Below are 21,495 nucleotides of genomic sequence, written 5' to 3'. Positions count from 1 at the left end.
GGGAGCATGGCTGAGACGACACTCGACAGGGGAGCGGCCGAGGCGATTGCCGGGGGCTGGCATGGCGATCCCTTTGGCGTTCTCGGACCGCATAAGGGGGCCAAAGGCTGGGAGATACGGGCCTTCGTTCCGGGGGCCGAGCGGCTTTGGGTGCTGTCAGGCAAGACGGTGGCGGAGGCGTCGCCCTATCCGGGCCTCCCGGGGCTTTTCACGCATCAGCTGGCGCGGAAGGCGAACTACAGGTTTCGTGCGGAAGGCTTTGGCAATACTTGGGAATTCGAGGATCCCTATCGCTTTGCTCCAGTCCTTGGAGAGATGGACGAATACCTTCTGGGTGAGGGGAGCCACCAGCGGCTTTGGCAGGCGCTCGGCGCGCATGTCATCAACCACGAAGGCGTGGACGGCGTGCATTTCGCGGTCTGGGCCCCGAATGCCGAACGGGTCTCGGTGGTGGGCGATTTCAACGTCTGGGACGGCCGCCGCAACCCGATGCGCCGCCGGGGCGGGACGGGGGTCTGGGAGATTTTCATCCCGAGCCTGACCGAAGGCACAGCCTACAAGTACGAGATCAAGGGGCCGGGCGGCGCAGTGATGCCGCTCAAGGCCGATCCGGTCGGGTTCGGATCTGAACATCCGCCCGCAAATGCTTCGGTTGTCAGGACAATTCGTGGCGACTGGCATGATGGCGCATGGATGGAGGCGCGGGCCGGAAAGCATACGGTAGACGCACCGATCAGCGTCTACGAGGTGCATCTGGGATCGTGGAAGCGCGCGCCGGGCAACCGGATGCTGAGCTATCAGGAACTGGCCGAACAGCTGGTCGACTATGCCGCCGACATGGGCTTCACCCATATCGAGTGTCTTCCGGTCAGCGAGTATCCGTTCGACGGCTCCTGGGGCTATCAACCCGTGGGCATGTTTGCCCCCACGATCCGCCACGGCACGCCGTCCGAATTCCGCGCCTTCGTCGATGCGGCGCACCGCAAGGGCCTTGGCGTCATCCTCGACTGGGTGCCGGGGCATTTCCCCACGGATGCGCATGGACTTGGCCGCTTTGACGGCACGGCGCTTTACGAACACCAGGACCCGCGCGAAGGCTTCCATCAGGACTGGAATACGCTGATCTACAACTACGGTCGGGTCGAGGTGAAGAACTACCTCGTCTCCAACGCCTTGTATTGGCTGGAGGAATACCACATCGACGGTCTCCGCGTGGATGCCGTCGCCTCTATGCTCTACCGCGATTACAGCCGCAAGCACGGCGAGTGGGTGCCGAACAAGGATGGCGGTCGGGAGAACTACGAGGCCATCGATGTGCTGCGGTCGATGAACATCACCGCCTACGGCGAATGCCCCGGCATCATGACGGTTGCCGAGGAATCGACGGCCTTTCCGGGCGTCAGCCGCCCGGCGAACTGGGGCGGCCTTGGCTTTGGGTTCAAGTGGAACATGGGGTGGATGAACGACACCCTGTCCTACATGCAGAAGGACCCGATCTACCGGAAGTATCATCACCACCAGATGACCTTCGGCCTCGTCTATGCCTGGTCCGAAAACTACATCCTGCCGATCAGCCATGACGAGGTTGTCCATGGCAAGGGCAGCATGCTGGCGAAAATGCCGGGCAACGGGTGGGAGAAATTCGCCAACCTGCGCGCCTACTACGGGTTCATGTGGGCCCATCCTGGCAAAAAGCTTCTGTTCATGGGGCAGGAGTTTGCGCAGGGGGCCGAGTGGAACCACAACCAGAGCCTCGACTGGCATCAGCTTGATATTGCTGAACATCGGGGCATGCAGCAGTTGGTGCGGGACCTGAACCGCGTCTACCGCGAGACCCATGCGCTGCACGTCAACGACACCCGGCCCGAGGGTTTTGCCTGGATCGAGTCGAACGATGCCGAGGCCGGGGTCTATTCCTGGGTGCGGAAGGGCAACGAGGGCGACCCGCAGGTCGTCGCGGTCGTCAACATGACCCCGCTGGAGCGCAAATACCGGCTGGGCCTGCCTGCCGCGGGCAAGTGGCATGAAATCCTGAACACCGACGCCGAAGCCTATGGCGGGGGCAACCGTGGCAACCTGGGAGGGGTGACCACGGAAAAGACGCCCTGGCATGGCCAGACGCAATCGGCGCTTGTCACGCTGCCGCCCTTGTCGGCAGTCTATCTGCAACAGGACTGAACATCAGGCGGCAATGACCGCCCATCCGGGGAGGGATGTGATGAAACCAAGACCGAACCAGCGTCTGTCGTCTCAGGCCATGGCCTTTGTTCTGGCCGGCGGCCGCGGCAGTCGCCTCAAGGAACTGACCGACCGGCGTGCAAAACCGGCGGTCTATTTCGGCGGCAAGACCCGGATCATCGACTTCGCGCTGTCGAACGCGCTGAACTCCGGCATCCGGAAGATGGCGATTGCGACGCAGTACAAGGCCCACTCCCTGATCCGCCACGTCCAGCGAGGCTGGGGCTTCTTCCGGGCGGAACGGAACGAATACCTCGACATCCTGCCCGCCTCACAGCGGATGGATGAGGTGAATTGGTATCGCGGCACGGCGGACGCCATCGCGCAGAACATCGACATCGTCGACAGCTACGGGATCAAGTACGTGATCGTGCTGGCGGGCGACCACATCTACAAGATGGACTACGAAGTCATGCTCCGCCAGCATGTCGAGGCCGGGGCGGATGTGACCATCGGCTGCCTGACCGTTCCCCGGATGGAGGCGACCGCTTTCGGCGTCATGCATGTCGACAAGACGATGCGGATCACCGATTTTCTGGAAAAGCCGAAGGATCCGCCGGCGATCCCGGGCGATCCGGACCATGCGCTGGCCAGCATGGGGATCTATGTCTTCGACTGGGCCTTCCTGCGCGACCTGTTGATCCGCGACATGCAGGACGACAACTCGACCCATGACTTCGGCTTCGACCTGATCCCGTCCATCGTGAAGAACGGCAAGGCGGTGGCGCACAAGTTCTCGGACAGTTGCGTGACCTCCGGCCTGGAAACCGAGCCCTACTGGCGTGACGTGGGAACCATCGACGCCTTCTGGCAGGCGAACATCGATCTGACCGACTTCATCCCGAAACTCGACATCTACGACAGTTCCTGGCCGATCTGGACATATGCCGAGATCGTGCCGCCCGCAAAGTTCATCCACGATGAGGACGGGCGAAGGGGCATGGCGGTCTCCTCGCTCGTCTCGGGCGATTGCATCGTTTCAGGATCCGAGGTGCGGAATTCGCTGCTGTTCACCGGCGTCCGGACGCACAGCTTCTCCAGCCTGGAATACGTCGTCGCGCTGCCGCAGGTGACGGTGAACCGCAAGGCGCAGCTGAAGAACTGCGTGATCGACCGGGGCGTGGTCATCCCGGAAGGTCTGGTCATCGGCGAGGACCCGGAGGCCGATGCCAAGTGGTTCCGCCGGACCGACAACGGGATCGTTCTGGTCACCCAGGACATGCTGAACGCCCGGGCGAAGGCTCTGGGCTGACTGGACCTTGCCCGGAGTTGACGTTAACTCCGGGCGGGAAGTTACGGAAAGGCAAGGCGAATGGGCAGAGTGCTGTCGGTGGCCTCGGAATGCGTGCCCCTGGTCAAGACCGGGGGTCTCGCCGATGTGGTGGGGGCGCTGCCCGCCGCGCTGAAGGCCACGGGCTGGGACATGCGCGTGCTGCTGCCTGCCTATCGCGCCTTGCGGGCGCGGACGAAGGGCTGGCCGGTCGTCTGGGAAGAACCCGATCTTTGGGGCGGGCCGGGCAAGGTGCATGCGGGCGACGTCGATGGCGTGCCGCTTCTGCTGCTGGACGCACCGCATCTTTATGACCGCGAGGGAGGGCCGTATTCGGGACCTCTGGGAGAGCATCCGGACAATGCGATCCGTTTTGCGGCGCTGTCTTGGGTGGCCGCCCGGATCGCGCGCGAAGGGCTGGCGGATTGGAAGCCGGACGTCCTGCACGCGCATGACTGGCAGGCGGGGCTGGCCCCGGCCTATCTGGCCTATCATGGCAACGGTGGCTGCAAGTCCGTCATCACAATCCACAACATTGCCTTCCAGGGCTGGGCTCCGGCCCATCTGCTGGGCGTCTTGCGGCTGCCGGGCCATGCCTTCCACCCCGAGGCTCTGGAGTATTACGGCGGGATTTCGACCCTGAAGGCGGCGCTTGTCACGTCGGACTGGATCACCACCGTTTCGCCCACCTACGCCGCCGAGATCATGCGTCCGGAATTCGGCATGGGCCTGCAGGGGGTGATTTCCAGTCGCGCGCCGGTCGTCTCGGGTATCCTGAACGGGGTGGATACGTCCGTTTGGGATCCATCGCGTGAGGACACGGCCTTTGATCGAAAGGCGATCTCGGGCAAGACCGCCGCGCGTGAGAGGCTGTGCCAGGACTTCGGGCTGGACGTTCCGGGGCCGCTGGCCATCGTCGTCAGTCGCCTGACCGACCAGAAGGGGATCGACCTTCTGCCTGCCGTCGTCCCGGACTTTGTCCTGGGCGGCGGTGGGTTGATCGTGCTCGGCTCTGGCGATCCCGGGATGGAGGCGCAGGTGCGCAACCTGGCTGACCGCTTTCCGGGCCGGGTCGCGGTGCGGATCGGCTATGACGAGGGGCTGAGTCACCGGCTTTTCGCCGGGGCTGATGCCGTGCTCGTCCCCAGCCGGTTCGAGCCCTGCGGGCTGACGCAGATGTACGGGCTGCGCTACGGGACGCTTCCCGTCGTCAGCATGGTGGGCGGACTTGCCGACACGGTGATCGGGGCGAATCCGGCCACGCTGGCGGCAGGGGCGGCGACGGGGGTGACATTCCACCCGGTCGATGCGCTCGCCTTCGGGCGTGCCTTGTCGCAGCTTCTCGACCTGCACCGTCAGCCGAAACTCTGGGCCAAGCTGCGGTCGAACGCGATGGCACATCCGGTGGGCTGGGAAACCTCGGCTGTCGCCTATGCAAACCTTTACGAAGGGCTGACCGCGTGACACCGCAGGCGGTATCGCTGCCGGCCAGGCTGCAGGGACATGCTGTCAGTGCAGGGCGACCCTGGCCGATGGGTGCCAGCCTGACCGGCGACGGGGTTAACTTCGCCGTCTTCTCGGCCCATGCCGAACGGATCGAACTGTGCCTGTTCACCCCCGATGGCCGTAAGGAACTCGCCCGCCTGCCGATCCCGGAACGCGATGGCGACATCTGGCACATCCATGTCGGCGGGCTGACCGTCGGGACGGTCTACGGCTTTCGCGCCTATGGACCCTATGCCCCCGAACAGGGTCACCGCTTCAATCCGCACAAACTGCTTCTCGACCCCTACGCCCGCGCGCTGGAAGGTCGACTGAAATGGTCCGACGCGCTGATGGGTTACAAGATCGGCTCGGCGCGTGGGGATCTGTCCTTCGACACCCGCGACAGCGCCTTTGCGGTCCCGAAGGCCGTGGTCACCGACAGCTCCTTCACCTGGGGCAACGATCAGGCCCCGCGCACGCCGCGGGTCGACACGCTGATCTACGAGGCGCATGTCAAGTCGATGACTGCGCTGCATCCCGGTGTCGACAAGGGATTGCGCGGGACCTACCTCGGCCTCTCCTCCGATCCGGTGATCGAGCATCTGCACAAGCTGGGCGTCACCGCGATCGAGCTTCTGCCCGTCCAGGCCTACATCGACGACCGCTTTCTGGTGTCGAAGGGCCTTCGGAACCATTGGGGCTACAACACCCTCTGCTTCTTCGCCCCCGAAGCCCGGTACATGTCCCAAGGCGCGCTCTGGGAGTTCCAGACCATGGTCCGCCGCTTTCATGCGGCCGGGATCGAGGTGATCCTCGACGTGGTCTACAACCACACGGCGGAAGGGGATGAGTGGGGTCCGACAGTCTGCTACCGCGGGCTCGACAACGCTAGTTACTACCGCCTCGCCGGTGGCGGACGGTACTATGTCAACGACGCGGGCACCGGAAACACGCTGAACCTGACCCACCCGATGGTGCTGCGGATGGTGATGGATTCCCTGCGCTACTGGGTGGAAGCGGCCCACGTCGACGGCTTCCGTTTTGACCTGGCCACGGCCTTGGGGCGCGAGGCGCATGGCTTCGACCCGAACGGCGGGTTCTTCGATGCCATCCGGCAGGACCCGGTCCTGTCTCGCGTCAAACTGATCGCCGAGCCTTGGGACATCGGTCCCGGCGGCTATCAGCTTGGCGCCTATCCGCACCCGTTCCACGAATGGAACGACCGCTTCCGCGACGGGGTCCGGCGGTTCTGGAAGGGCGACGCCGGAATGACACGCGACCTTGCGGCGCGGCTTCTGGGCAGTGCCGAACGCTTCGACCATTCCGGCCGCGCGGCGACATCTTCAGTCAACTTCGTCACCAGCCACGACGGCTTCACTCTCGCCGATCTGGTCAGCTTCACCGTCAAGCGCAATTTCGCCAACGGTGAAGACAACCGCGACGGCCACCACGAGAACCACTCGGACAACCTTGGCGTCGAAGGGCCGACCAGGGATGCCAAGGTCCTGGCGGCGCGCGCCTTGCGCAAGCGCAACCTTCTGGCCACTCTGATGCTCTCGCAGGGCGTTCCAATGCTTCTGGCGGGGGACGAGATCGGCCATAGCCAGGGCGGCAACAACAACGCCTATGCCCAGGACAACGAAACATCCTGGCTCGATTGGTCAAAGGCCGATGCGTCGTTCCTGGAGTTCGTCCAGCGGCTCGCTGCCCTGCGCCGCTCCTTGCCCGTCCTGCGTCAGCGCCGCTTCCTGCATTCACGGCCGCGACCGTCGGACGAAATTCCGGATGTCATCTGGCGCCGGGCGAATGGCACTGTCCCGCAGTTCGAGGAATGGCATGATCCCGCCTTTCGCTGCCTCTGCGTCGAGCTGCGCATGGCGGCCGAGGGCGGCGACCCCAGCCCGGATGCGATCTTTGCCGTCTTCAACACCGGCGCGGCGACGCCTCTGCACTTGCCCGACACCGCGCCGGGCTGGGTGCTGGTGCTTGACACTACCCGGCCGACGCTGCCCGAAGCGACCGCTCCCATCCGGGATTTCGCCGAGGCGCCGGCCCATTCCGTTCTGCTTTTCCGGTCCGTCACCAGCACTTCAAGGGGAACCGAGCCATGACCCAGATCACCACTGTCGCGACTGAAGCCATCGCAGGGCAGAAGCCGGGGACCAGCGGGCTGCGAAAGAAGACGCCGGTCTTCATGGGCCGCCACTATCTGGAGAATTTCGTCCAGTCGATCTTCGACGTGGTCGGCGCTGGGGGCAAGACCTTCGTCCTTGGTGGCGACGGGCGCTATTTCAACGACCGCGCGGCACAGGTGATCCTGCGCATGGCGGCGGCGAACGGGGCGGCGCGGGTGATCGTGGGGCAAGGCGCGATCCTTTCAACTCCGGCCGCCAGCCATCTGATAAGGCTGAACAAAACCGATGGCGGGATCATCATGTCCGCCAGCCACAATCCAGGCGGGCCGAATGAGGATTTCGGGGTCAAGTTCAACATGCCGAACGGTGGCCCGGCGCCCGAGGGCGTGACCGAGGCGATGTACACGCGGACGACCGAGATCACCGAATACAAGGTGCTGGAGGCTCAGGATGTCGATCTGGGGACCGTCGGACGGCACCAGCTGGGTTCGATGGTGGTCGATGTGGTTGACCCCGTGACCGACTACGCCGCGCTGATGGAGACGCTGTTCGACTTCCCCGCGATTCGGGCGATGTTCGCGGGCGGCTTCCGGGTGCGGATGGATTCGATGTGCGCCGTCACCGGTCCCTATGCCGTTGAAATCATTGAGAACCGGCTTGGGGCGCCGAAGGGGACTTGCGTCAACGCGACCCCGTTGCCGGATTTCGGCGGCATGCACCCCGACCCGAACCCGACCTGGGCCAAGGCGCTGATGGACGAGATGTTCTCGGACGCCGCCCCGGATTTTGGCGCGGCGAGCGACGGGGACGGGGACCGGAACATGGTTGTGGGACGGGGCATATATGTCTCGCCGTCCGACAGCCTTGCGGTGTTGGCCGCGAACGCGCATCTCGCGCCGGGTTACGCCAAGGGGCTGAAAGGCGTGGCGCGGTCGATGCCGACCTCGGCTGCGGCAGACCGGGTGGCGGATGCCCTGGGGATCGGGAAGTACGAGACGCCAACGGGGTGGAAATTCTTCGGGAACCTCCTCGACGCCGGGCGCGCGACGATCTGCGGCGAGGAAAGCTTTGGCACCGGCTCGGATCATGTCCGGGAAAAGGACGGACTTTGGGCGATCCTGCTTTGGTTGAACATCCTGGCGGTCCGGAAGCAGTCGGTGGCCGACATCCTGCGCGAACACTGGTCGATGTACGGGCGCAACTACTATAGCCGTCATGACTTCGAGGCGATCGAGACGGCGAAGGCGGATGCCATGTTCGCCGCTTTGCGCGGGTCGCTGGCAAGCCTGCCGGGGCAGCAGGTCGAGGGTATGACGGTTCAGGCGGCGGATGACTTTGCCTACACGGATCCGGTCGATGGCTCGGTCAGCCAGAAGCAGGGGGTGCGGGTGCTGTTCGAGGATGGCAGCCGCATCGTCTACCGCCTTTCGGGCACAGGTACGGAAGGTGCCACCTTGCGGGTCTATCTGGAGCGTTACGCGGTAGGCCCCGGCGGCCTTGATCTTGACGCGCAAGAGGCGCTGGCCCCGGTGATCCGGGCGGCGCACCAGATCGCCGGGATATCGGGGCACACCGGCCGGACGGAGCCTGATGTCGTGACCTAACCGCAATCGGGCGTTTCCTGACCTTCAGGAGTCGTGATCTGACCAGCCTTGTGGGCCGTTTGCGACAAACCTGACACTACTGTCGAGTTCTGGAGGGCGGGGATGGGCGAGGTCAGGGTCAGGTCGGGACGTCAGGCGCGGCAGGCGGAGCGGGCGCAGAAGGGTGGCGGGATGGGGCGACCCTACATCGTCCGCAACATCCCGACCTATGACGTGCTCTCCGAGGAGAATCTCGTCCGCATCGAAAAGGCGGCCGACCGGGTCCTTGCCGAGACGGGCATCGAGTTCCGCGATGATCCGGTGGCGTTGGATCACTGGAAGCGGGCGGGGGCCAAGGTCGACGGGCTGCTTGTCAAGTTTGACCCCGGGATGCTGCGGGAAATCCTGAAGTCCGCGCCATCCGTCTTCACCCAGCACGCCCGCAACCCGGCCAATTCGGTGCAGATCGGGGGGAAGAACGTCGTCTTTTCGCCCGCCTATGGCAGCCCTTTCGTGATGGACCTTGACCGCGGCCGTCGGTTCGGGACCATCGAGGACTTCCGCAACTTCATCAAACTCGCGCAGTCCAGCCCCAACTTCCACCACTCGGGCGGGACGATCTGTGAGCCGACGGATGTGGCAGTGAACAAGCGGCACCTTGATATGGTTCTGGCCCATATCGAGCTGTCGGACCGGCCCTACATGGGCTCGGTCACCGCCGAAAGTCGGGCGGAAGACAGCATCGAGATGAGCCGGATCGTCTTCGGCCGCGACTTCGTCGACCAGAACTGCGTGATCCTGGGCAACGTCAACGTGAACTCGCCACTGGTGTGGGACGGGACGATGACGAACGCGCTGCGGGCCTATGCGCGGGCCAATCAGGCGGCGGTGATCGTCCCGTTCATCCTGGGCGGGGCGATGGGGCCGGTCACGAACGCGGGCGGGATCGTGCAGTCGCTGGCCGAGACAATGGCCGGCTGCGCGCTGACGCAGCTGGAGCGGAAGGGGGCTCCGGTCATCTTCGGGAACTTCCTGTCGTCGATGAGCCTGCGGTCCGGCTCGCCTACCTTCGGGACGCCGGAACCGGCGATTGGCAGTCAGGTGATCGGTCAACTGGCCCGCCGCCTGAACCTGCCGCTGCGGTGTTCGGGGAACTTCACGACCTCCAAGCTGCCGGACGGGCAGGCGATGATGGAAGGGACGATGTCGATGCTGGCGGCTGTCCATTGCGGGGCGAACTTCATCCTGCATTCGGCGGGGTTCCTGGATGGTCTCCTCAGCATGTCCTACGAGAAGTTCATGCTGGATGCCGACCTTTGCGGGGCGCTGCATGCCTATCTGGACGGGATCAGGATCGACGACGATCAGCTGGCCGTCGATGCCTTTGCCGAGGTCGGGCCGGGCAACCATTTTTTCGGCTGTTCCCACACGATGAAACACTACGAGACGGCGTTCTGGGACAGTGAGTTGTCCGACAACGAGCCCTTCGAGAAGTGGGAGGCGGCGGGGTCGACCGATGCCGCAACCCGGGCCAACAAGCTGTGGAAGAAGCGGCTGGCGGAGTATGAGGCTCCGGCGCTGGACGACGGCATCAGGGAGGCCCTGCATGACTTCGTTGGGCGGAAAAAGGCCGGGATGGCGGATGCGTGGTACTGAGTGTCCACGGTGGACAAAACCGGGATACAATTGAGAATCAATGACTTGGCCGCGGACGTTAAGGATTTGGCAACTTCTGCCATTCCAGCCCCGGACGAGTGTAAGTGACGGATGGGGCGGCTGAGAATCCCTCCTCACCGGAGGCGCAAATCCAGCTTTCGACGGTGATCTGTCCGGTGCCGAGCGTGACCAACGCCAGGTCATTGGCGCCGGTCTTCAGTCGGGTCGACAGTGCCGTGCCGACCTGTAGGAACAGGACCCCCGCGGCGGTTTCGGCAAAGCCGGTGTGGGGCATGTGCGTGTGTCCCGACAGGACGACATCGGCGCCTGCATCCGCGAGCGCGGCGAGAGTTTCGGCCGGATCGGCGATGTCGGCGGGCGTGCCATCGGCTGCAGGGACCGGGGCATGGTGCATCACGACGACGCGCCAGCGTTCCTTTGGCGCAGCGGCAAAGGTCTGCCGCAATTGTGCAACCGAGGAGCTTCGCAGACGCCCAGACTTCCAGACCAGCGGATTGGCGGTGTTCACGCCTTGCACCACCGCATCGGGCAGGTGGACCTGCGGCTGGGTATTGCGCCCGAAGGCCCGACGGTAGCCGACGAAAGGGGCCAGAAGCCGCAGCGGCAGGTTCTCCAGCGGCATGTCGTGGTTTCCGGGCACAACCAGCACGGGGCCGGGCAGCCGGGCCATAAAATCTCGCGCTGCCCGGAACTGGTCTGCCCGCGCGCGTTGGGTGAGGTCTCCCGAGATCACGCAGAGATCGGGCTGCATGCGATGCGCAAGGTCAAGACAGGGCTGCACCAGCCGGTCATCGACGGTGCCGAAATGCGGATCGGAAAGGTGGAGAATGCGGCTCATAGAGGGTCATCGATCTTGGCCGGGGGCAGGATGACCTGCAGGACATGGTCGTTCAGCTGGATGCGCAGGGGCAGGCGCATGCGCAGTTTTTCACCATCCAGCGCCACGGAAATCTTCCGCCGCCCGCGCACGGCAACGGCGATGCGCCGCGGGGTCGAGACGATGACGTCGCGGCCGTGATCCACCCGTTTTCGGATCAGCCGCCAGGCCAGGCGCAAAAAGCCAAGCCGGGTCTGCTGATGCGCAAGGAACATGACGAACCGGTCATCTGAAATCGCATCGCCGCCTTCCAGCCCGAACTGGTCCAGCTGATAGGCCGAGCGGGCGACAAACAGCATCGGCGTGCGGATGCGATGGCGGGTGTCGTCCTGATAAAGTTCCATCCGGTACGGCTGCTGAAAGCGCAGGATTGTGCGCAATGACGCCAGATGAGCCAGAAGGCGATAGCGGCCAAAGCGGGCATAGGCGGCTTCGCGTTCTTCCAGGATCGCCGGGTAGATGCCGATGGCGATGTTGTTCAGAAAGACCCGGCCATTCAGCGTGCCGACGTTGATGTCATGGCGCTGGCCGTCGAGGATGGCACGCGCTGCGGCCTCGGGGTCCTCGGGCATCTTCAGGCCGCGGGCGAAGTAGTTGAAGGTGCCAAGCGGCAAGACGGCGAGGGCGCAGCCGGTACCAGCAAGCGCATGGGCGACGCCCGCGACCGAGCCGTCGCCGCCTGCGGCAACCACGATGCGGAAGCCGTCGCGGACCGCGCGAGCGGCTTCATCGGCGGGGTCGCCTGAGAACGGGCGCAATTCCGCCCGCGGCCCGAAGACCGCCATGGCCCGGTCGACCGCGCCGGGATTGCGCAGCGAAGTCCCTGATTTCGGGTTGGACAGAACGCAGATGTCGGGTTGGGCCTTCGACTGTGCCATCAGGTCCGTCCTGCGCTTCACCAATGATGGCTCAACACCTAGGTGCGCAGGCCGGTTTCCTTCAAGAGGCCCATTCTTTTTGCCTCGTAGTAATAGCCCTTGGCATACCACATCACGGCGCGGTCCTGCGACCCGCCCGAAACCAGCCAGGCCCCGCGCAGATACTTGCCCGCGTACATCAGGTTGGTTTCGGCATCGAGCAGGCCCTCGGGCGGCCCCTGATAGCCCATGGTGCGCGCAGTCTGCGGCAGGATCTGCATCAGCCCGTAGTAGGGGCCGTTCCGGGCGCCCGGGTTGTAATCGCTTTCCCGCTGGATGACACGGTGCAGCAGGCTTTCGGGGATGTCGTGGATGGCGGCGTACTTGCGGATCAGGGCGCGCATCTCGGGCGTCTCGCCGTGGTGCAGGTCAGAGGACGAGACCGCAACCGGGGCGGCGCGGCGACCGCAGGCCGCGACAAGGGCCAGGGCCGGGGCAAGGATCAGGACACGGCGGGACAGGGTCATTGGCGGCGCTCCACTTGCGTCATTTCCCCTTGGGGTTGCGGCCTGATACCGGGAAGGCAAGGGGGCTGACAACCCTGACACGCGCGGTATGGGCAGCATCTGGCCGGGCAATTGTGCGCAACTGCCCAAGATATCGTCATTCCGGTGTTACCCGGCTTTGGCAGAAGGCCTGTGGACAAGCCCCGAACACACTCAGATGCTTGGGGGTTGCCATGGGCAGAACGCCAGATATAGTTCGGACAACGGGGCGGGACTCCCCGCCCTGCGGTCGGATGGCTGACAGGCGAAGGGTGGAGTCTTTGACGTGATGGACGGCGATTTCAGAACCCAGTTCGTGCGCGATCCGGCCGCGCTGAAGCACTATCCTGCGCTGGTGCTGAATGCCGACTATCGGCCGCTGTCCTATTATCCCTTGTCGCTGTGGCCCTGGCAGGAGGCGATCAAGGCGGCCTTCCTGGACCGGGTGCAGATCGTCGCCGAATATGACGCGGTGGTGCACAGCCAGCGACAGGAGTTCCGGATACCCTCGGTCGTTGTGCTGAAAGAGTTCGTAAGACCCCAGAAGCGCGTGGCATTCACGCGCTTCAATCTTTTTTTGCGGGACGAATTCTGCTGCCAGTATTGCGGGGCGAAGGGCGATCTGACCTTTGACCATGTTCTGCCGCGGTCGAAGGGCGGAATCACCAGCTGGGAGAATGTCGTCGCAGCCTGTTCCCCCTGCAACCTGCGCAAGGGCTCGCGCACGCTGAAGCAGGCCGGGATGTACCTGAACCGTCTGCCGCGCGCGCCCTCGGCCGAGGAGATGCAGTCGCATGGCCGCCGGTTCCCGCCGAACCATCTGCACGAAAGCTGGATGGATTATCTGTACTGGGACGCCGAACTGGAGGCGTGACGTCGCTGTCGGGCGTTACAATGCCGTTACAAAAGCTTCACAATCCGGCGGTGTGGTGATTGTCTGCGGGTTTTCCACCCGGAGCACGCCCTTGTTCACCCCCCTGGAAACGTCCGCGATCAATCTGTTCACTGCGCTGGCCTGCGGGGCGGTCATCGGGTCGGAGCGCCAGGTGCGGCAACGGATGGCGGGGCTGCGGACGAATGCTCTGGTGGCGCTGGGGGCGGCGAGCTTTGTCATCTTCTCGGGCCTCTATCCCGATGAGGTGAGCCCGACGCGGGTTGCGGCGCAGATCGTGTCAGGCATCGGCTTCCTGGGGGCCGGGATCATCTTTCGCGACGGCTTCAACGTGCACGGGCTGAACACCGCCGCCACGCTGTGGTGTTCGGCGGGGGTGGGCATGATGGCCGGGCATGGCGCCTGGGAGCATGCCCTGCTGCTGACCGGCCTCGTGGTTTTCGTGAACCTGGGACTTCGGCCGCTGGTCAAGTTGCTGAAGCGCTATACCCGTGCCGGGGTGCCAGTGGTCAAGGCCTACCGGGTACAGGTGGCGGTCGACCCGGCGCAGGAGGCAGAGGTGCGAGGGCTGATGCTGCGAACCCTGACGTTGGGAGGGCTACATCTGTCCGAGATCGGGGTGGGTCAGGCGGAAGCGGGCAGGGGTCTTGACCTGTCTGCGACGGTGACGGCCGAAGGGGTCGGCGAGACGGGTCTGGAGCAGGCGGTGCAGCGCCTTGCCGCCGAGCCCGGGCTTTTGCGGGTGCGTTGGGAAGCGCTTGATGACAGCTGATGTTCCCCCCCGGGTTCAGCGATGCTAGACAGAAGGGCATGCAGGCTGTATGACGGCGCCGTTAGCGCTAACAGCGCCTTCCTGGGAGACGGTCATGGTTTCGCGTGTCATTCCGGTCGATGTCTTCGATCTGGTGATCTTCGGGGGGACCGGCGATCTGGCCCGCCGCAAGATCCTGCCGGGGCTCTATCGTCGCTTCATGGCCGGGCAGATGGTGGCCGAGAGCCGGATCATCGGCGCGGCGCGGGCCGATCTGACGGACGAGTCGTTCCGCCAGCAGGTGCGTGAGGCGATTGCCGAGTTCGTCCCGAAGGCGCGGCAGGATGCGACAGCGATCGAAGCGTTCCTGGAGCGCATCCACTATGTCGCGATTGATGCGACCGGAACGAATGGCTGGGCCGCACTGAAGGCCCTGATGCGCGAGAACGTGGTGCGGGCCTTCTATTTCTCGGTCGCGCCCAGCCTGTTCGGTGACATTGCGCAAAGGCTGTCCGAGAACGGCATTGCGGATGCGTGGAGCCGGATCGTGGTGGAAAAGCCCTTTGGGCGGGACCTGGCGAGTGCTAAGGCCCTGAACGAGGTGCTGGCCAAGCATTTCAACGAGACGCAGATCTATCGCATCGACCATTATCTGGGGAAGGAAACCGTCCAGAACCTGATGGCGGTGCGCTTCGCCAATATCCTGTTCGAGCCGCTGTGGAAGGCCGAATACATAGACCACGTCCAGATCACCGTGGCCGAGACGGTGGGGGTCGACGGGCGCGGGGCCTATTACGACAAGTCGGGCGCGATGCGGGACATGGTGCAGAACCACCTGATGCAGCTTCTTTGCTTGATCGCGATGGAGCCTCCATACCATTTCGATCCTGACGCGGTGCGGGACGAAAAGCTGAAGGTCATCCGCGCGCTGAAGCCGGTCACGCATGAAGATATCGTGCGCGGACAGTATGGCGGGGGGAAAGGCGAGAAATCTTACGTCGTCCATTCCGAGAACCCGGCCTCGAGGACGGAAAGCTACATCGCGCTGAAGGTGCAGATTTCCAACTGGCGCTGGCAGGGGGTGCCGTTCTACCTGCGGACGGGCAAGCGGCTGCGGGCGCGGGCCAGCGAAATCGCCATCACCTTCAAGCAGCCGCCACACGCCATCTTCGATGATGCGTCGGGCTGGCACGAGAACGTGCTGGTGATCCGGCTGCAGCCGAACGAAGGCATGAACCTGATGGTGATGATCAAGGAGCCGGGACCGGGCGGCATGCGCCTGATGCAGGTGCCGCTCGACATGTCCTTTGCCGATGCCATCGACGATGCCGAGGACGTGCCCGACGCCTATGAGCGCCTGATCATGGACGTGATCCGGGGCAACCAGACCCTGTTCATGCGCGGGGATGAAGTCGAGGCCGCCTGGGCCTGGACCGACCCTATCATCCAGGGCTGGGAAGCCCGCGGCGACAAGCCTCAGACCTATGACCCCGGATCCTCGGGCCCCGAAGATGCGTTGATGCTGATGCACCGCGACGGGCGGCGCTGGCGGGAGATACGCGAATGAAGCTGGAAACCTATCCTGACCGGGAATTCCTGATGCTTGGGCTGGCGAATACCATCGCCGGACAACTGGCGGATTTCCTGCGGCGGGAAGGGAAGGCGACCCTTTCGGTGCCGGGCGGGACCACGCCGGGGCCGATCTTTGACACGCTGTCAGGGGTGGACATCGACTGGGCCAATGTCGCGGTCGTTCTGAACGACGAACGCTGGGTGCCGGAATCCTCGGATCGCTCGAACACGCGGCTTTTGCGCGAGCGGCTTCTGCGCGGTCGTGCGGCGCAGGCGCGGCTTGTGCCACTCTATGCTCCGGCCGAGCAGCCGGAGGAAATGCTGGAGGCTCTGGAAGATGGGCTGCGGCCGCATCTGCCGATCTCGGTCCTGCTTCTGGGCATGGGGGCCGACATGCATACGGCGAGCCTCTTCCCCGGCGCGGACCGGCTGGAGGAGGCGCTGTCGGCAAGCGCACCGCTTCTGCTGCCGATGCGGGCCGAGGCGGCGGGGGAACCCCGGATCACGTTGACGGCCCCGGTCCTGCGCGGGGCGTTCAACATCCATGTCCTGATTACTGGGCAGGAAAAGCGCGACGCGCTGGAGCGAGCGCTAACCCTGACCCTGATGGAAGCGCCTGTTCGGGCGGTTCTGGACAACGCAACCGTGCATTGGGCGGAATGACATGACGAAATGGGCAGATCTGCAGCGGCTTCACGACGTGAACAAGGGCCGTCAAATTCTTGATCTCTTTCATGAAAGCCGGGCAGGCGATTTCTCGGTCAGAGCCGACGGGCTGCTGTTCGACTATTCCAAGACCAACATCGACGCGGCGACACGTGCGGCTCTGGTGAAACTTGCCGAGGTCTCGGGCGTGTCCGAAAAGCGCGCCGCGATGTTCGGGGGGGAGAAGATCAACGACACGGAAGGTCGGGCCGTCCTGCATGTCGCGCTGCGGGCGGGCGAGGCGGAGGTCATCAAGGTCGACGGCAAGGACGTGCTGCCCGAGGTGCGCCGGATCCGGGCGACCTGTGCTGCTTTCGCACGGGATGTGCGGTCGGGTGCGTTCAAGGGCCAGGGCGGCAAGATCACCGATGTGGTGAACATCGGGATCGGCGGGTCGGACCTTGGGCCGGCGATGGCCTATCTGGCGCTGGCGCCGTTTGCCGACGGGCCGCGCTGCCATTTCGTGTCTAACGTGGATGGCGCGCACATTCACGACGTGCTGCGAAGCCTTGATCCGGCGACGACTTTGGTGATCGTGGCCTCGAAAACCTTCACCACCATCGAGACGATGACCAACGCCGATACGGCGAAGCGGTGGATGTCTGGGCGTGTGGCGAACCCTGCCGCGCAGTTTGTGGCAGTCAGCACGGCGGGTGACAAGACTGCCGCCTATGGCATTGATCCGGCGCGGGTTTTCGGGTTCGAGGATTGGGTTGGCGGGCGCTATTCGATGTGGGGGCCGATCGGCCTGTCTCTGATGATCGCGGTGGGGCCGGAGGCGTTCGATCAGTTCCTGGCCGGTGGCCGGGCGATGGACCAGCACTTCCTGACGGCTCCGTTTGCGCAGAATATGCCGATGATGCTGGCACTGGTCGGCATCTGGCACAATCAGCTTTGCGGCCATGCCACGCGGGCGGTTCTGCCTTACGATCAGCGGCTTAGCCGCCTTCCGGCATATCTGCAGCAGCTGGAGATGGAGTCAAACGGCAAGCGGGTGGCGGTGGATGGGTCGGACCTGACCACAAACTCCGGCCCCGTGGTCTGGGGCGAGCCGGGAACGAACGGCCAGCACGCGTTCTACCAGTTGATCCATCAGGGGACGCGGGTGGTTCCCTGCGAGTTCCTGGTGGCGAAGCGGGGCTATGAGCCGGACCTGGCGCATCAGCATCTGCTTCTGGTGTCGAACTGCCTGGCGCAGGCCGAGGCGCTGCTCCGCGGTCGGTCGCTGGACGAAGCGCGGGCGATCATGGCGAAGAAGGGCCTGACCGGGGCCGAGCTGGAACGCCAGGCGCGGCATCGGGTATTCCCGGGGAACCGGCCGTCGACGGTGCTGGCCTATGAGCAACTGACGCCCTTCGTGCTGGGCCAGATCATCGCGCTTTATGAACACCGGGTGTTCGTCGAAGGCGTGATCCTTGGGATCAACTCTTACGACCAGTGGGGCGTGGAGCTGGGCAAGGAGCTGGCGCTGGCCTTGCAGCCGGTGCTGGAAGGCAAGGCCGACACGACGGGCAAGGACGGGTCCACGGCGGCGCTGGTGGACTTCCTGCGCTGACGAAAAAGGACCGGAGCCTGAGGCGTCCGGTCCTTTTATCAACAGCTTGCAGGCCGAAGTTACTTCAACGCGGCGGTCACGATGATCTCGACCTTGTAGTCGGGGGTGGCCAGCTTCGCCTCACCCGTGGCGCGGGCCGGGGTGTGGCCCTGCGGGACCCAGGTGTCCCAGACCGAGTTCATCTCGGCAAAGGTGCCCATGTCCGCAAGCCAGATCTGGACGGACAGGATGCGCGTCTTGTCGGTCCCGGCTTCGGCGAGGATGCGGTCGACCTCGGCCAGGGCTTCACGGGTCTGGTCGGCAACGCCGCCCTTGGGCTGGCCCAGCTGGCCCGCAACCCAGAGGATGCCGTTGTAGGCCACGGCCTCGGACATGCGGGGGCCGGTGCCGTAGCGGGTGATGTCGGTGTTCATGGGTGTCTCCCTGTTGGCGTCGGGCGGCTGGTTAGCCGGTTCCGCGCCGGAACGGAAGCTACTTCACGCGGCGGCAGTTGAACTGGTCGCCCGAGGCGCCCGAGATCCAGGTCAGCCCGGTTTCGGTAACGGCTGCAAGAGCGATGACATAGCCGTTCGCAAAGCCGAGCGAGTAGTTGCGGCCGTCGCGGCGCACGGACTGGATCGGGTAGGTTGTATCGCCGTTGTTGTAGGTGGTGCTGGTGAAGGTGAAGGTCTCGACCCCGCAATCCCAGCTGCCGACGAAGGCATAGGGTTCGGACGGGCCCGAAGGTTCGGACACGCAGGCGGGCACAAGAAGGAGAAGCGGCAGGAGGAGAAGGCGAGGGGACATCGTGGGCTCCGGCAATGGTGACGCAAGCGTCAACCGCGGCAGGACCGATGTCAATTCCTTCGATGCAAGGTTGGAGCGGGTGAAGGGAATCGAACCCTCGTCGTAAGCTTGGGAAGCTTCTGCTCTACCATTGAGCTACACCCGCATGAGGGTGATTTAGCCAACCTGCCCGGGGTTGGCAAGGCGGCAAATCGGCGACGGCGATGTGACATCGCCCGCCACCGGGGTCACAGATACCAGTCGTATTCGCGCGGCAGGACCTCGGCCATGAAGGCGTCGAACTCGCTGCGCTTGATCGCGGCATAGGCGGCAGGGTAGCGGGGGCCGAAATACCGGGCCATCAGGGCAGACTGCTCCAGCCGGTCCAGCGCAGACCAGAGCCGCAGAGGCATTTCGGGGTCGGCTTCCTCGCCCGCGTTGCCGGTCGAGGGCGGGGTGGGTTCAAGCACGTTCGACAGCCCGTGGTGAAAGCCTGCCAGCACCGCCGCCATCACCAGATAGGGGTTCGCCTCGGCCCCGGCGATGCGATGCTCGATGCGTCGCGCGCGGCCGCCGCCCATCGGCACGCGGAACGAGACCGAGCGGTTGTTGTAGCCCCAGGAGGTGTTGACGGGGACGAACTGGTTCGGGGCAAAGCGGCGATAGGCGTTCAGGTTGGGGGCGAAGAAGGCGATGGCGTCATAGGTCGTGGCCTGCAGACCGGCGATGGCGTGGCCAAGCAGGCGGTCGCCGTCGGGCGTCGTCTCGTCAAACACGTTGCGACCCTGATCGTCCACCAGGCTTGCGTGGACATGCAGGCCCGAGCCCGACTGGTCGGCAAAGGGCTTCGACATGAAGGTCGCCTCAAGCCCGTGCCGTGCGGCCACGCCCTTGACGATGCGGCGCAGCATCAGCGCGTGGTCGCAGGCCAGCACCGGATCGTCGAGATGGCCGAGGTTCACCTCGAACTGCGCGCCGCCGTATTCGGCGGTGGCGGCCCCTGCGGGCACGCCCTGCACAAGGCAGGCGGCGTCGATCTCGGCCAGAAGTCCGGCCCATTCGTCCAGCTTGTCGAAAGCAAGGACGCGGGGCGCTTCGGGCGCACGGCCAAGGCGGGCGGGTTGGGCAGGGGAAATCCGGCCCCTGTCGTCGCGCCGGGGATCGACGAAATAGAATTCCAGCTCGTTTGCCACGACAGGTTTCAGGCCCAGTTCGCCAAAGCGCGCAACGACCGAGGCAAGGATCGCGCGGGGGTCGAACCACCAGTGCGGGGCGTCCGGCGGCGGGGCCGGAGCGATCTGGACCTGCGCGGTGGGCACTTCGGCCCAGGGCACAGGGACCACGGTGCCGGGCAGGGGGTAGCTGGTCGCGTCCGGGTCGCCGTCCGAGAACCCGATCCCGTTCACGTCCCAGCAAGCGCCAAGCGCGTCAAGCGTCGTGATCCCCGCACAGAAGGCCACGCCGCCCGACCAGAGCTTCGCCGCATCCCGTACGGGAACGCGCTTGCCAATGGCCGTGCCACAAAGGTCGTACAGCACCGCATCGACAAAGCGGGTATCGGGGTGGTGGTCGAGATAGGCGGCCAGTTCGGAGGGCAGGGTCATGCCAGGATGGAAGCAAACGCCTCGCACGCTGTAAAGCGGGATTTCAGGCAGCGCCCGGCAGGCGAGTGGTCGCACCTTGCAGCGTCCAAGGTGGCATCAGCCGGGCAGGACGTCCGCCAGAAACGGGTTCGGGAACCGCCGTTCCCGGGTGACGGCGAAGAAGGTTTCCACGATACCGTCCAGCCGACTGGCCTCGACCAGCGCACCTGACTGAAGCTCGTCCTGCACGACGATCGGGGGGATGACCGCTAGCCCCGCATCGGCGCGGGCCAGAAGGCGGATCATCGCCATGTCGTCCACTTCGGCGGCGTAGTTCGGGGTGACCTGCAGCCGGGCGGCAAGGGCGTCGAAGGCTGCGCGCAGTCCAGTGGAGCGGGTGGGCACGACAAGGGGCTGCGTGGCAAGCAGGTCGGGCAGGGAGGGGGTCGATTTCCCGACGCGTGCCGGTGTTCCGACCAGGCTGACGGGCTGTTCGTCCAGCCGGTGGACCAGCCAGTGACTGGTGGCATCGCGCGAGGGCGCGACGTTCGTGAGGATCACGTCCAGCGCCAGCTCTTCCAGCCCGCGCAGAAGTTCCTCTTGCGAGCCCGAGATCAGCACCACCTCGACATCCGCCCGGCCGATCAGCGGGCGCAGGAACTGCAACTGGAAGTTTCTCGACAGGGTGGCCAGCGCGCCCACGCGTAGTGCCCGCCGGGTCCGGCCGGTTTCGCGCAAGGTCGCCGTCAGGTCATCAGCGGTGCGGAAGATCGCCTCGGCGTGGTCAAGCGCGATTCGGCCCGCTTCGGTCAGGACCAGCCCGCGTCCGCGGCGTTCGAAAAGCTCCTGCCCCAGCGATGCCTCAAGCGCCTTCAACTGGGTGGAGAGGGCCGACTGCGAGAGGTTCAGGCCCCGTGCAGCGCCGGTCAGGGTGCCATCGCTGGCGACCGCACGGAACAGGCGCAGGTGATGCAGGTTCAGAGGAGCCATAGTTCCATTGTATAG

General features: G+C 64.9%; 18 protein-coding genes and 1 tRNA gene. 11 read left to right on the top strand and 8 right to left on the bottom strand.

Annotated features, from left to right (window positions below; genetic code table 11):
* Positions 1–6: 6 nt before the first annotated feature.
* The 6 genes from glgB to E8M84_RS17670 all read left to right on the top strand — a co-directional run bounded on the left by glgB (position 7) and on the right by E8M84_RS17670 (position 10,367).
* Positions 7–2,178, top strand: coding sequence for a 1,4-alpha-glucan branching protein GlgB (glgB, locus tag E8M84_RS17695; protein WP_137112516.1), 2,172 nt, complete (start codon positions 7–9; stop codon positions 2,176–2,178).
* A 40-nt stretch (positions 2,179–2,218) separates the two neighbouring features.
* Complete coding sequence (gene glgC, locus E8M84_RS17690) at positions 2,219–3,490, top strand: glucose-1-phosphate adenylyltransferase (protein ID WP_137112515.1); 1,272 nt, start codon at positions 2,219–2,221, stop codon at positions 3,488–3,490.
* Between the two features lie 60 nt (positions 3,491–3,550).
* Positions 3,551–4,972 carry a glycogen synthase GlgA gene (glgA, locus tag E8M84_RS17685; RefSeq protein ID WP_137112514.1) on the top strand — a complete coding sequence of 474 codons (1,422 nt, stop codon included), beginning with the start codon at positions 3,551–3,553 and terminating at the stop codon, positions 4,970–4,972.
* 29 nt (positions 4,973–5,001) lie between these two features.
* Complete coding sequence (gene glgX, locus E8M84_RS17680; RefSeq protein WP_276607134.1) at positions 5,002–7,104, top strand: glycogen debranching protein GlgX; 2,103 nt, start codon at positions 5,002–5,004, stop codon at positions 7,102–7,104.
* Positions 7,101–8,732: an alpha-D-glucose phosphate-specific phosphoglucomutase gene (locus E8M84_RS17675; RefSeq protein ID WP_137112512.1), complete on the top strand. Its 1,632-nt coding sequence runs from the start codon at positions 7,101–7,103 to the stop codon at positions 8,730–8,732. The genes glgX and E8M84_RS17675 overlap by 4 nt, the downstream gene beginning before the upstream one ends.
* Before the next feature lie 102 nt (positions 8,733–8,834).
* On the top strand, positions 8,835–10,367 hold the full coding sequence (locus E8M84_RS17670; RefSeq protein WP_137112511.1) for a trimethylamine methyltransferase family protein: 1,533 nt from the start codon (positions 8,835–8,837) through the stop codon (positions 10,365–10,367).
* A gap of 58 nt (positions 10,368–10,425) precedes the next feature.
* On the opposite strand, the gene E8M84_RS17665 is transcribed toward E8M84_RS17670, so the two are convergent.
* From E8M84_RS17665 to E8M84_RS17655, 3 genes are read right to left on the bottom strand one after another with little or no spacing between them, the layout of a single operon-like run.
* The gene (locus E8M84_RS17665; protein ID WP_137112510.1) at positions 10,426–11,226 is read right to left on the bottom strand and encodes a metallophosphoesterase; all 801 of its coding nucleotides are present in this window, start codon (positions 11,224–11,226) and stop codon (positions 10,426–10,428) included.
* Positions 11,223–12,143, bottom strand: coding sequence for a diacylglycerol kinase family protein (locus tag E8M84_RS17660; protein ID WP_137112509.1), 921 nt, complete (start codon positions 12,141–12,143; stop codon positions 11,223–11,225). Before E8M84_RS17660 ends, E8M84_RS17665 begins: the two co-directional genes overlap by 4 nt.
* A gap of 38 nt (positions 12,144–12,181) precedes the next feature.
* A complete protein-coding gene (locus E8M84_RS17655) occupies positions 12,182–12,649 on the bottom strand; it encodes a lytic transglycosylase domain-containing protein (protein ID WP_137112508.1) in 468 nt (155 codons plus the stop codon).
* Between the two features lie 307 nt (positions 12,650–12,956).
* On the opposite strand from E8M84_RS17655, the gene E8M84_RS17650 reads away from it, so the two are divergent.
* The 5 genes from E8M84_RS17650 (at position 12,957) to pgi (ending at position 18,142) form a co-directional block, all read left to right on the top strand.
* Positions 12,957–13,541, top strand: a complete 585-nt coding sequence (locus E8M84_RS17650) for an HNH endonuclease (RefSeq protein ID WP_137112507.1) — start codon at positions 12,957–12,959, stop codon at positions 13,539–13,541.
* A gap of 91 nt (positions 13,542–13,632) precedes the next feature.
* A complete protein-coding gene (locus E8M84_RS17645; RefSeq protein ID WP_205914634.1) occupies positions 13,633–14,331 on the top strand; it encodes an MgtC/SapB family protein in 699 nt (232 codons plus the stop codon).
* 94 nt (positions 14,332–14,425) lie between these two features.
* The gene (gene zwf, locus E8M84_RS17640; RefSeq protein WP_137112505.1) at positions 14,426–15,877 is read left to right on the top strand and encodes a glucose-6-phosphate dehydrogenase; all 1,452 of its coding nucleotides are present in this window, start codon (positions 14,426–14,428) and stop codon (positions 15,875–15,877) included.
* Positions 15,874–16,545 carry a 6-phosphogluconolactonase gene (gene pgl / locus E8M84_RS17635; protein ID WP_137112504.1) on the top strand — a complete coding sequence of 224 codons (672 nt, stop codon included), beginning with the start codon at positions 15,874–15,876 and terminating at the stop codon, positions 16,543–16,545. Before zwf ends, pgl begins: the two co-directional genes overlap by 4 nt.
* 1 nt (position 16,546) lies before the next feature.
* Positions 16,547–18,142, top strand: a complete 1,596-nt coding sequence (pgi, locus tag E8M84_RS17630; protein WP_137112503.1) for a glucose-6-phosphate isomerase — start codon at positions 16,547–16,549, stop codon at positions 18,140–18,142.
* A gap of 59 nt (positions 18,143–18,201) precedes the next feature.
* Here the strand turns inward: pgi and E8M84_RS17625 are convergent, their stop codons facing one another.
* From E8M84_RS17625 to E8M84_RS17605, 5 genes are all read right to left on the bottom strand, one after another.
* Positions 18,202–18,555 carry a RidA family protein gene (locus E8M84_RS17625; protein WP_137112502.1) on the bottom strand — a complete coding sequence of 118 codons (354 nt, stop codon included), beginning with the start codon at positions 18,553–18,555 and terminating at the stop codon, positions 18,202–18,204.
* A gap of 58 nt (positions 18,556–18,613) precedes the next feature.
* Entirely contained in the window at positions 18,614–18,928 is a 315-nt protein-coding gene (locus tag E8M84_RS17620) for a hypothetical protein (RefSeq protein WP_137112501.1), read from the bottom strand.
* A gap of 71 nt (positions 18,929–18,999) precedes the next feature.
* Positions 19,000–19,073: transfer RNA gene (locus tag E8M84_RS17615), tRNA-Gly, on the bottom strand.
* Positions 19,074–19,155: 82 nt separating this feature from the next.
* The gene (locus E8M84_RS17610) at positions 19,156–20,511 is read right to left on the bottom strand and encodes a glutamine synthetase family protein (protein WP_137112500.1); all 1,356 of its coding nucleotides are present in this window, start codon (positions 20,509–20,511) and stop codon (positions 19,156–19,158) included.
* A 96-nt stretch (positions 20,512–20,607) separates the two neighbouring features.
* A complete protein-coding gene (locus E8M84_RS17605) occupies positions 20,608–21,480 on the bottom strand; it encodes a LysR family transcriptional regulator (protein ID WP_137112499.1) in 873 nt (290 codons plus the stop codon).
* Positions 21,481–21,495 lie beyond the last annotated feature (15 nt).

Origin of the sequence: Rhodobacter sp. SY28-1 (assembly GCF_005222785.1) — a bacterium.
Lineage (GTDB): Bacteria > Pseudomonadota > Alphaproteobacteria > Rhodobacterales > Rhodobacteraceae > Tabrizicola.
This window is presented reverse-complemented; position numbering and strand designations above follow the sequence as displayed.

What these genes read in the sequence shown, in the direction of transcription:
- E8M84_RS17660 (WP_137112509.1), bottom strand. Translation starts at nt 12,143, where the DNA reads ATGGCACAGTCGAAGGCCCAACCCGACATCTGCGTTCTGTCCAACCCG.
- E8M84_RS17665 (WP_137112510.1), bottom strand. Translation starts at nt 11,226, where the DNA reads ATGAGCCGCATTCTCCACCTTTCCGATCCGCATTTCGGCACCGTCGAT.
- pgi (WP_137112503.1), top strand. Translation starts at nt 16,547, where the DNA reads ATGACGAAATGGGCAGATCTGCAGCGGCTTCACGACGTGAACAAGGGC.
- E8M84_RS17655 (WP_137112508.1), bottom strand. Translation starts at nt 12,649, where the DNA reads ATGACCCTGTCCCGCCGTGTCCTGATCCTTGCCCCGGCCCTGGCCCTT.
- zwf (WP_137112505.1), top strand. Translation starts at nt 14,426, where the DNA reads ATGGTTTCGCGTGTCATTCCGGTCGATGTCTTCGATCTGGTGATCTTC.
- E8M84_RS17625 (WP_137112502.1), bottom strand. Translation starts at nt 18,555, where the DNA reads ATGAACACCGACATCACCCGCTACGGCACCGGCCCCCGCATGTCCGAG.
- glgB (WP_137112516.1), top strand. Translation starts at nt 7, where the DNA reads ATGGCTGAGACGACACTCGACAGGGGAGCGGCCGAGGCGATTGCCGGG.
- E8M84_RS17675 (WP_137112512.1), top strand. Translation starts at nt 7,101, where the DNA reads ATGACCCAGATCACCACTGTCGCGACTGAAGCCATCGCAGGGCAGAAG.
- E8M84_RS17670 (WP_137112511.1), top strand. Translation starts at nt 8,835, where the DNA reads ATGGGCGAGGTCAGGGTCAGGTCGGGACGTCAGGCGCGGCAGGCGGAG.
- E8M84_RS17650 (WP_137112507.1), top strand. Translation starts at nt 12,957, where the DNA reads ATGGACGGCGATTTCAGAACCCAGTTCGTGCGCGATCCGGCCGCGCTG.
- E8M84_RS17610 (WP_137112500.1), bottom strand. Translation starts at nt 20,511, where the DNA reads ATGACCCTGCCCTCCGAACTGGCCGCCTATCTCGACCACCACCCCGAT.
- glgC (WP_137112515.1), top strand. Translation starts at nt 2,219, where the DNA reads ATGAAACCAAGACCGAACCAGCGTCTGTCGTCTCAGGCCATGGCCTTT.
- glgA (WP_137112514.1), top strand. Translation starts at nt 3,551, where the DNA reads ATGGGCAGAGTGCTGTCGGTGGCCTCGGAATGCGTGCCCCTGGTCAAG.
- pgl (WP_137112504.1), top strand. Translation starts at nt 15,874, where the DNA reads ATGAAGCTGGAAACCTATCCTGACCGGGAATTCCTGATGCTTGGGCTG.
- E8M84_RS17620 (WP_137112501.1), bottom strand. Translation starts at nt 18,928, where the DNA reads ATGTCCCCTCGCCTTCTCCTCCTGCCGCTTCTCCTTCTTGTGCCCGCC.
- E8M84_RS17605 (WP_137112499.1), bottom strand. Translation starts at nt 21,480, where the DNA reads ATGGCTCCTCTGAACCTGCATCACCTGCGCCTGTTCCGTGCGGTCGCC.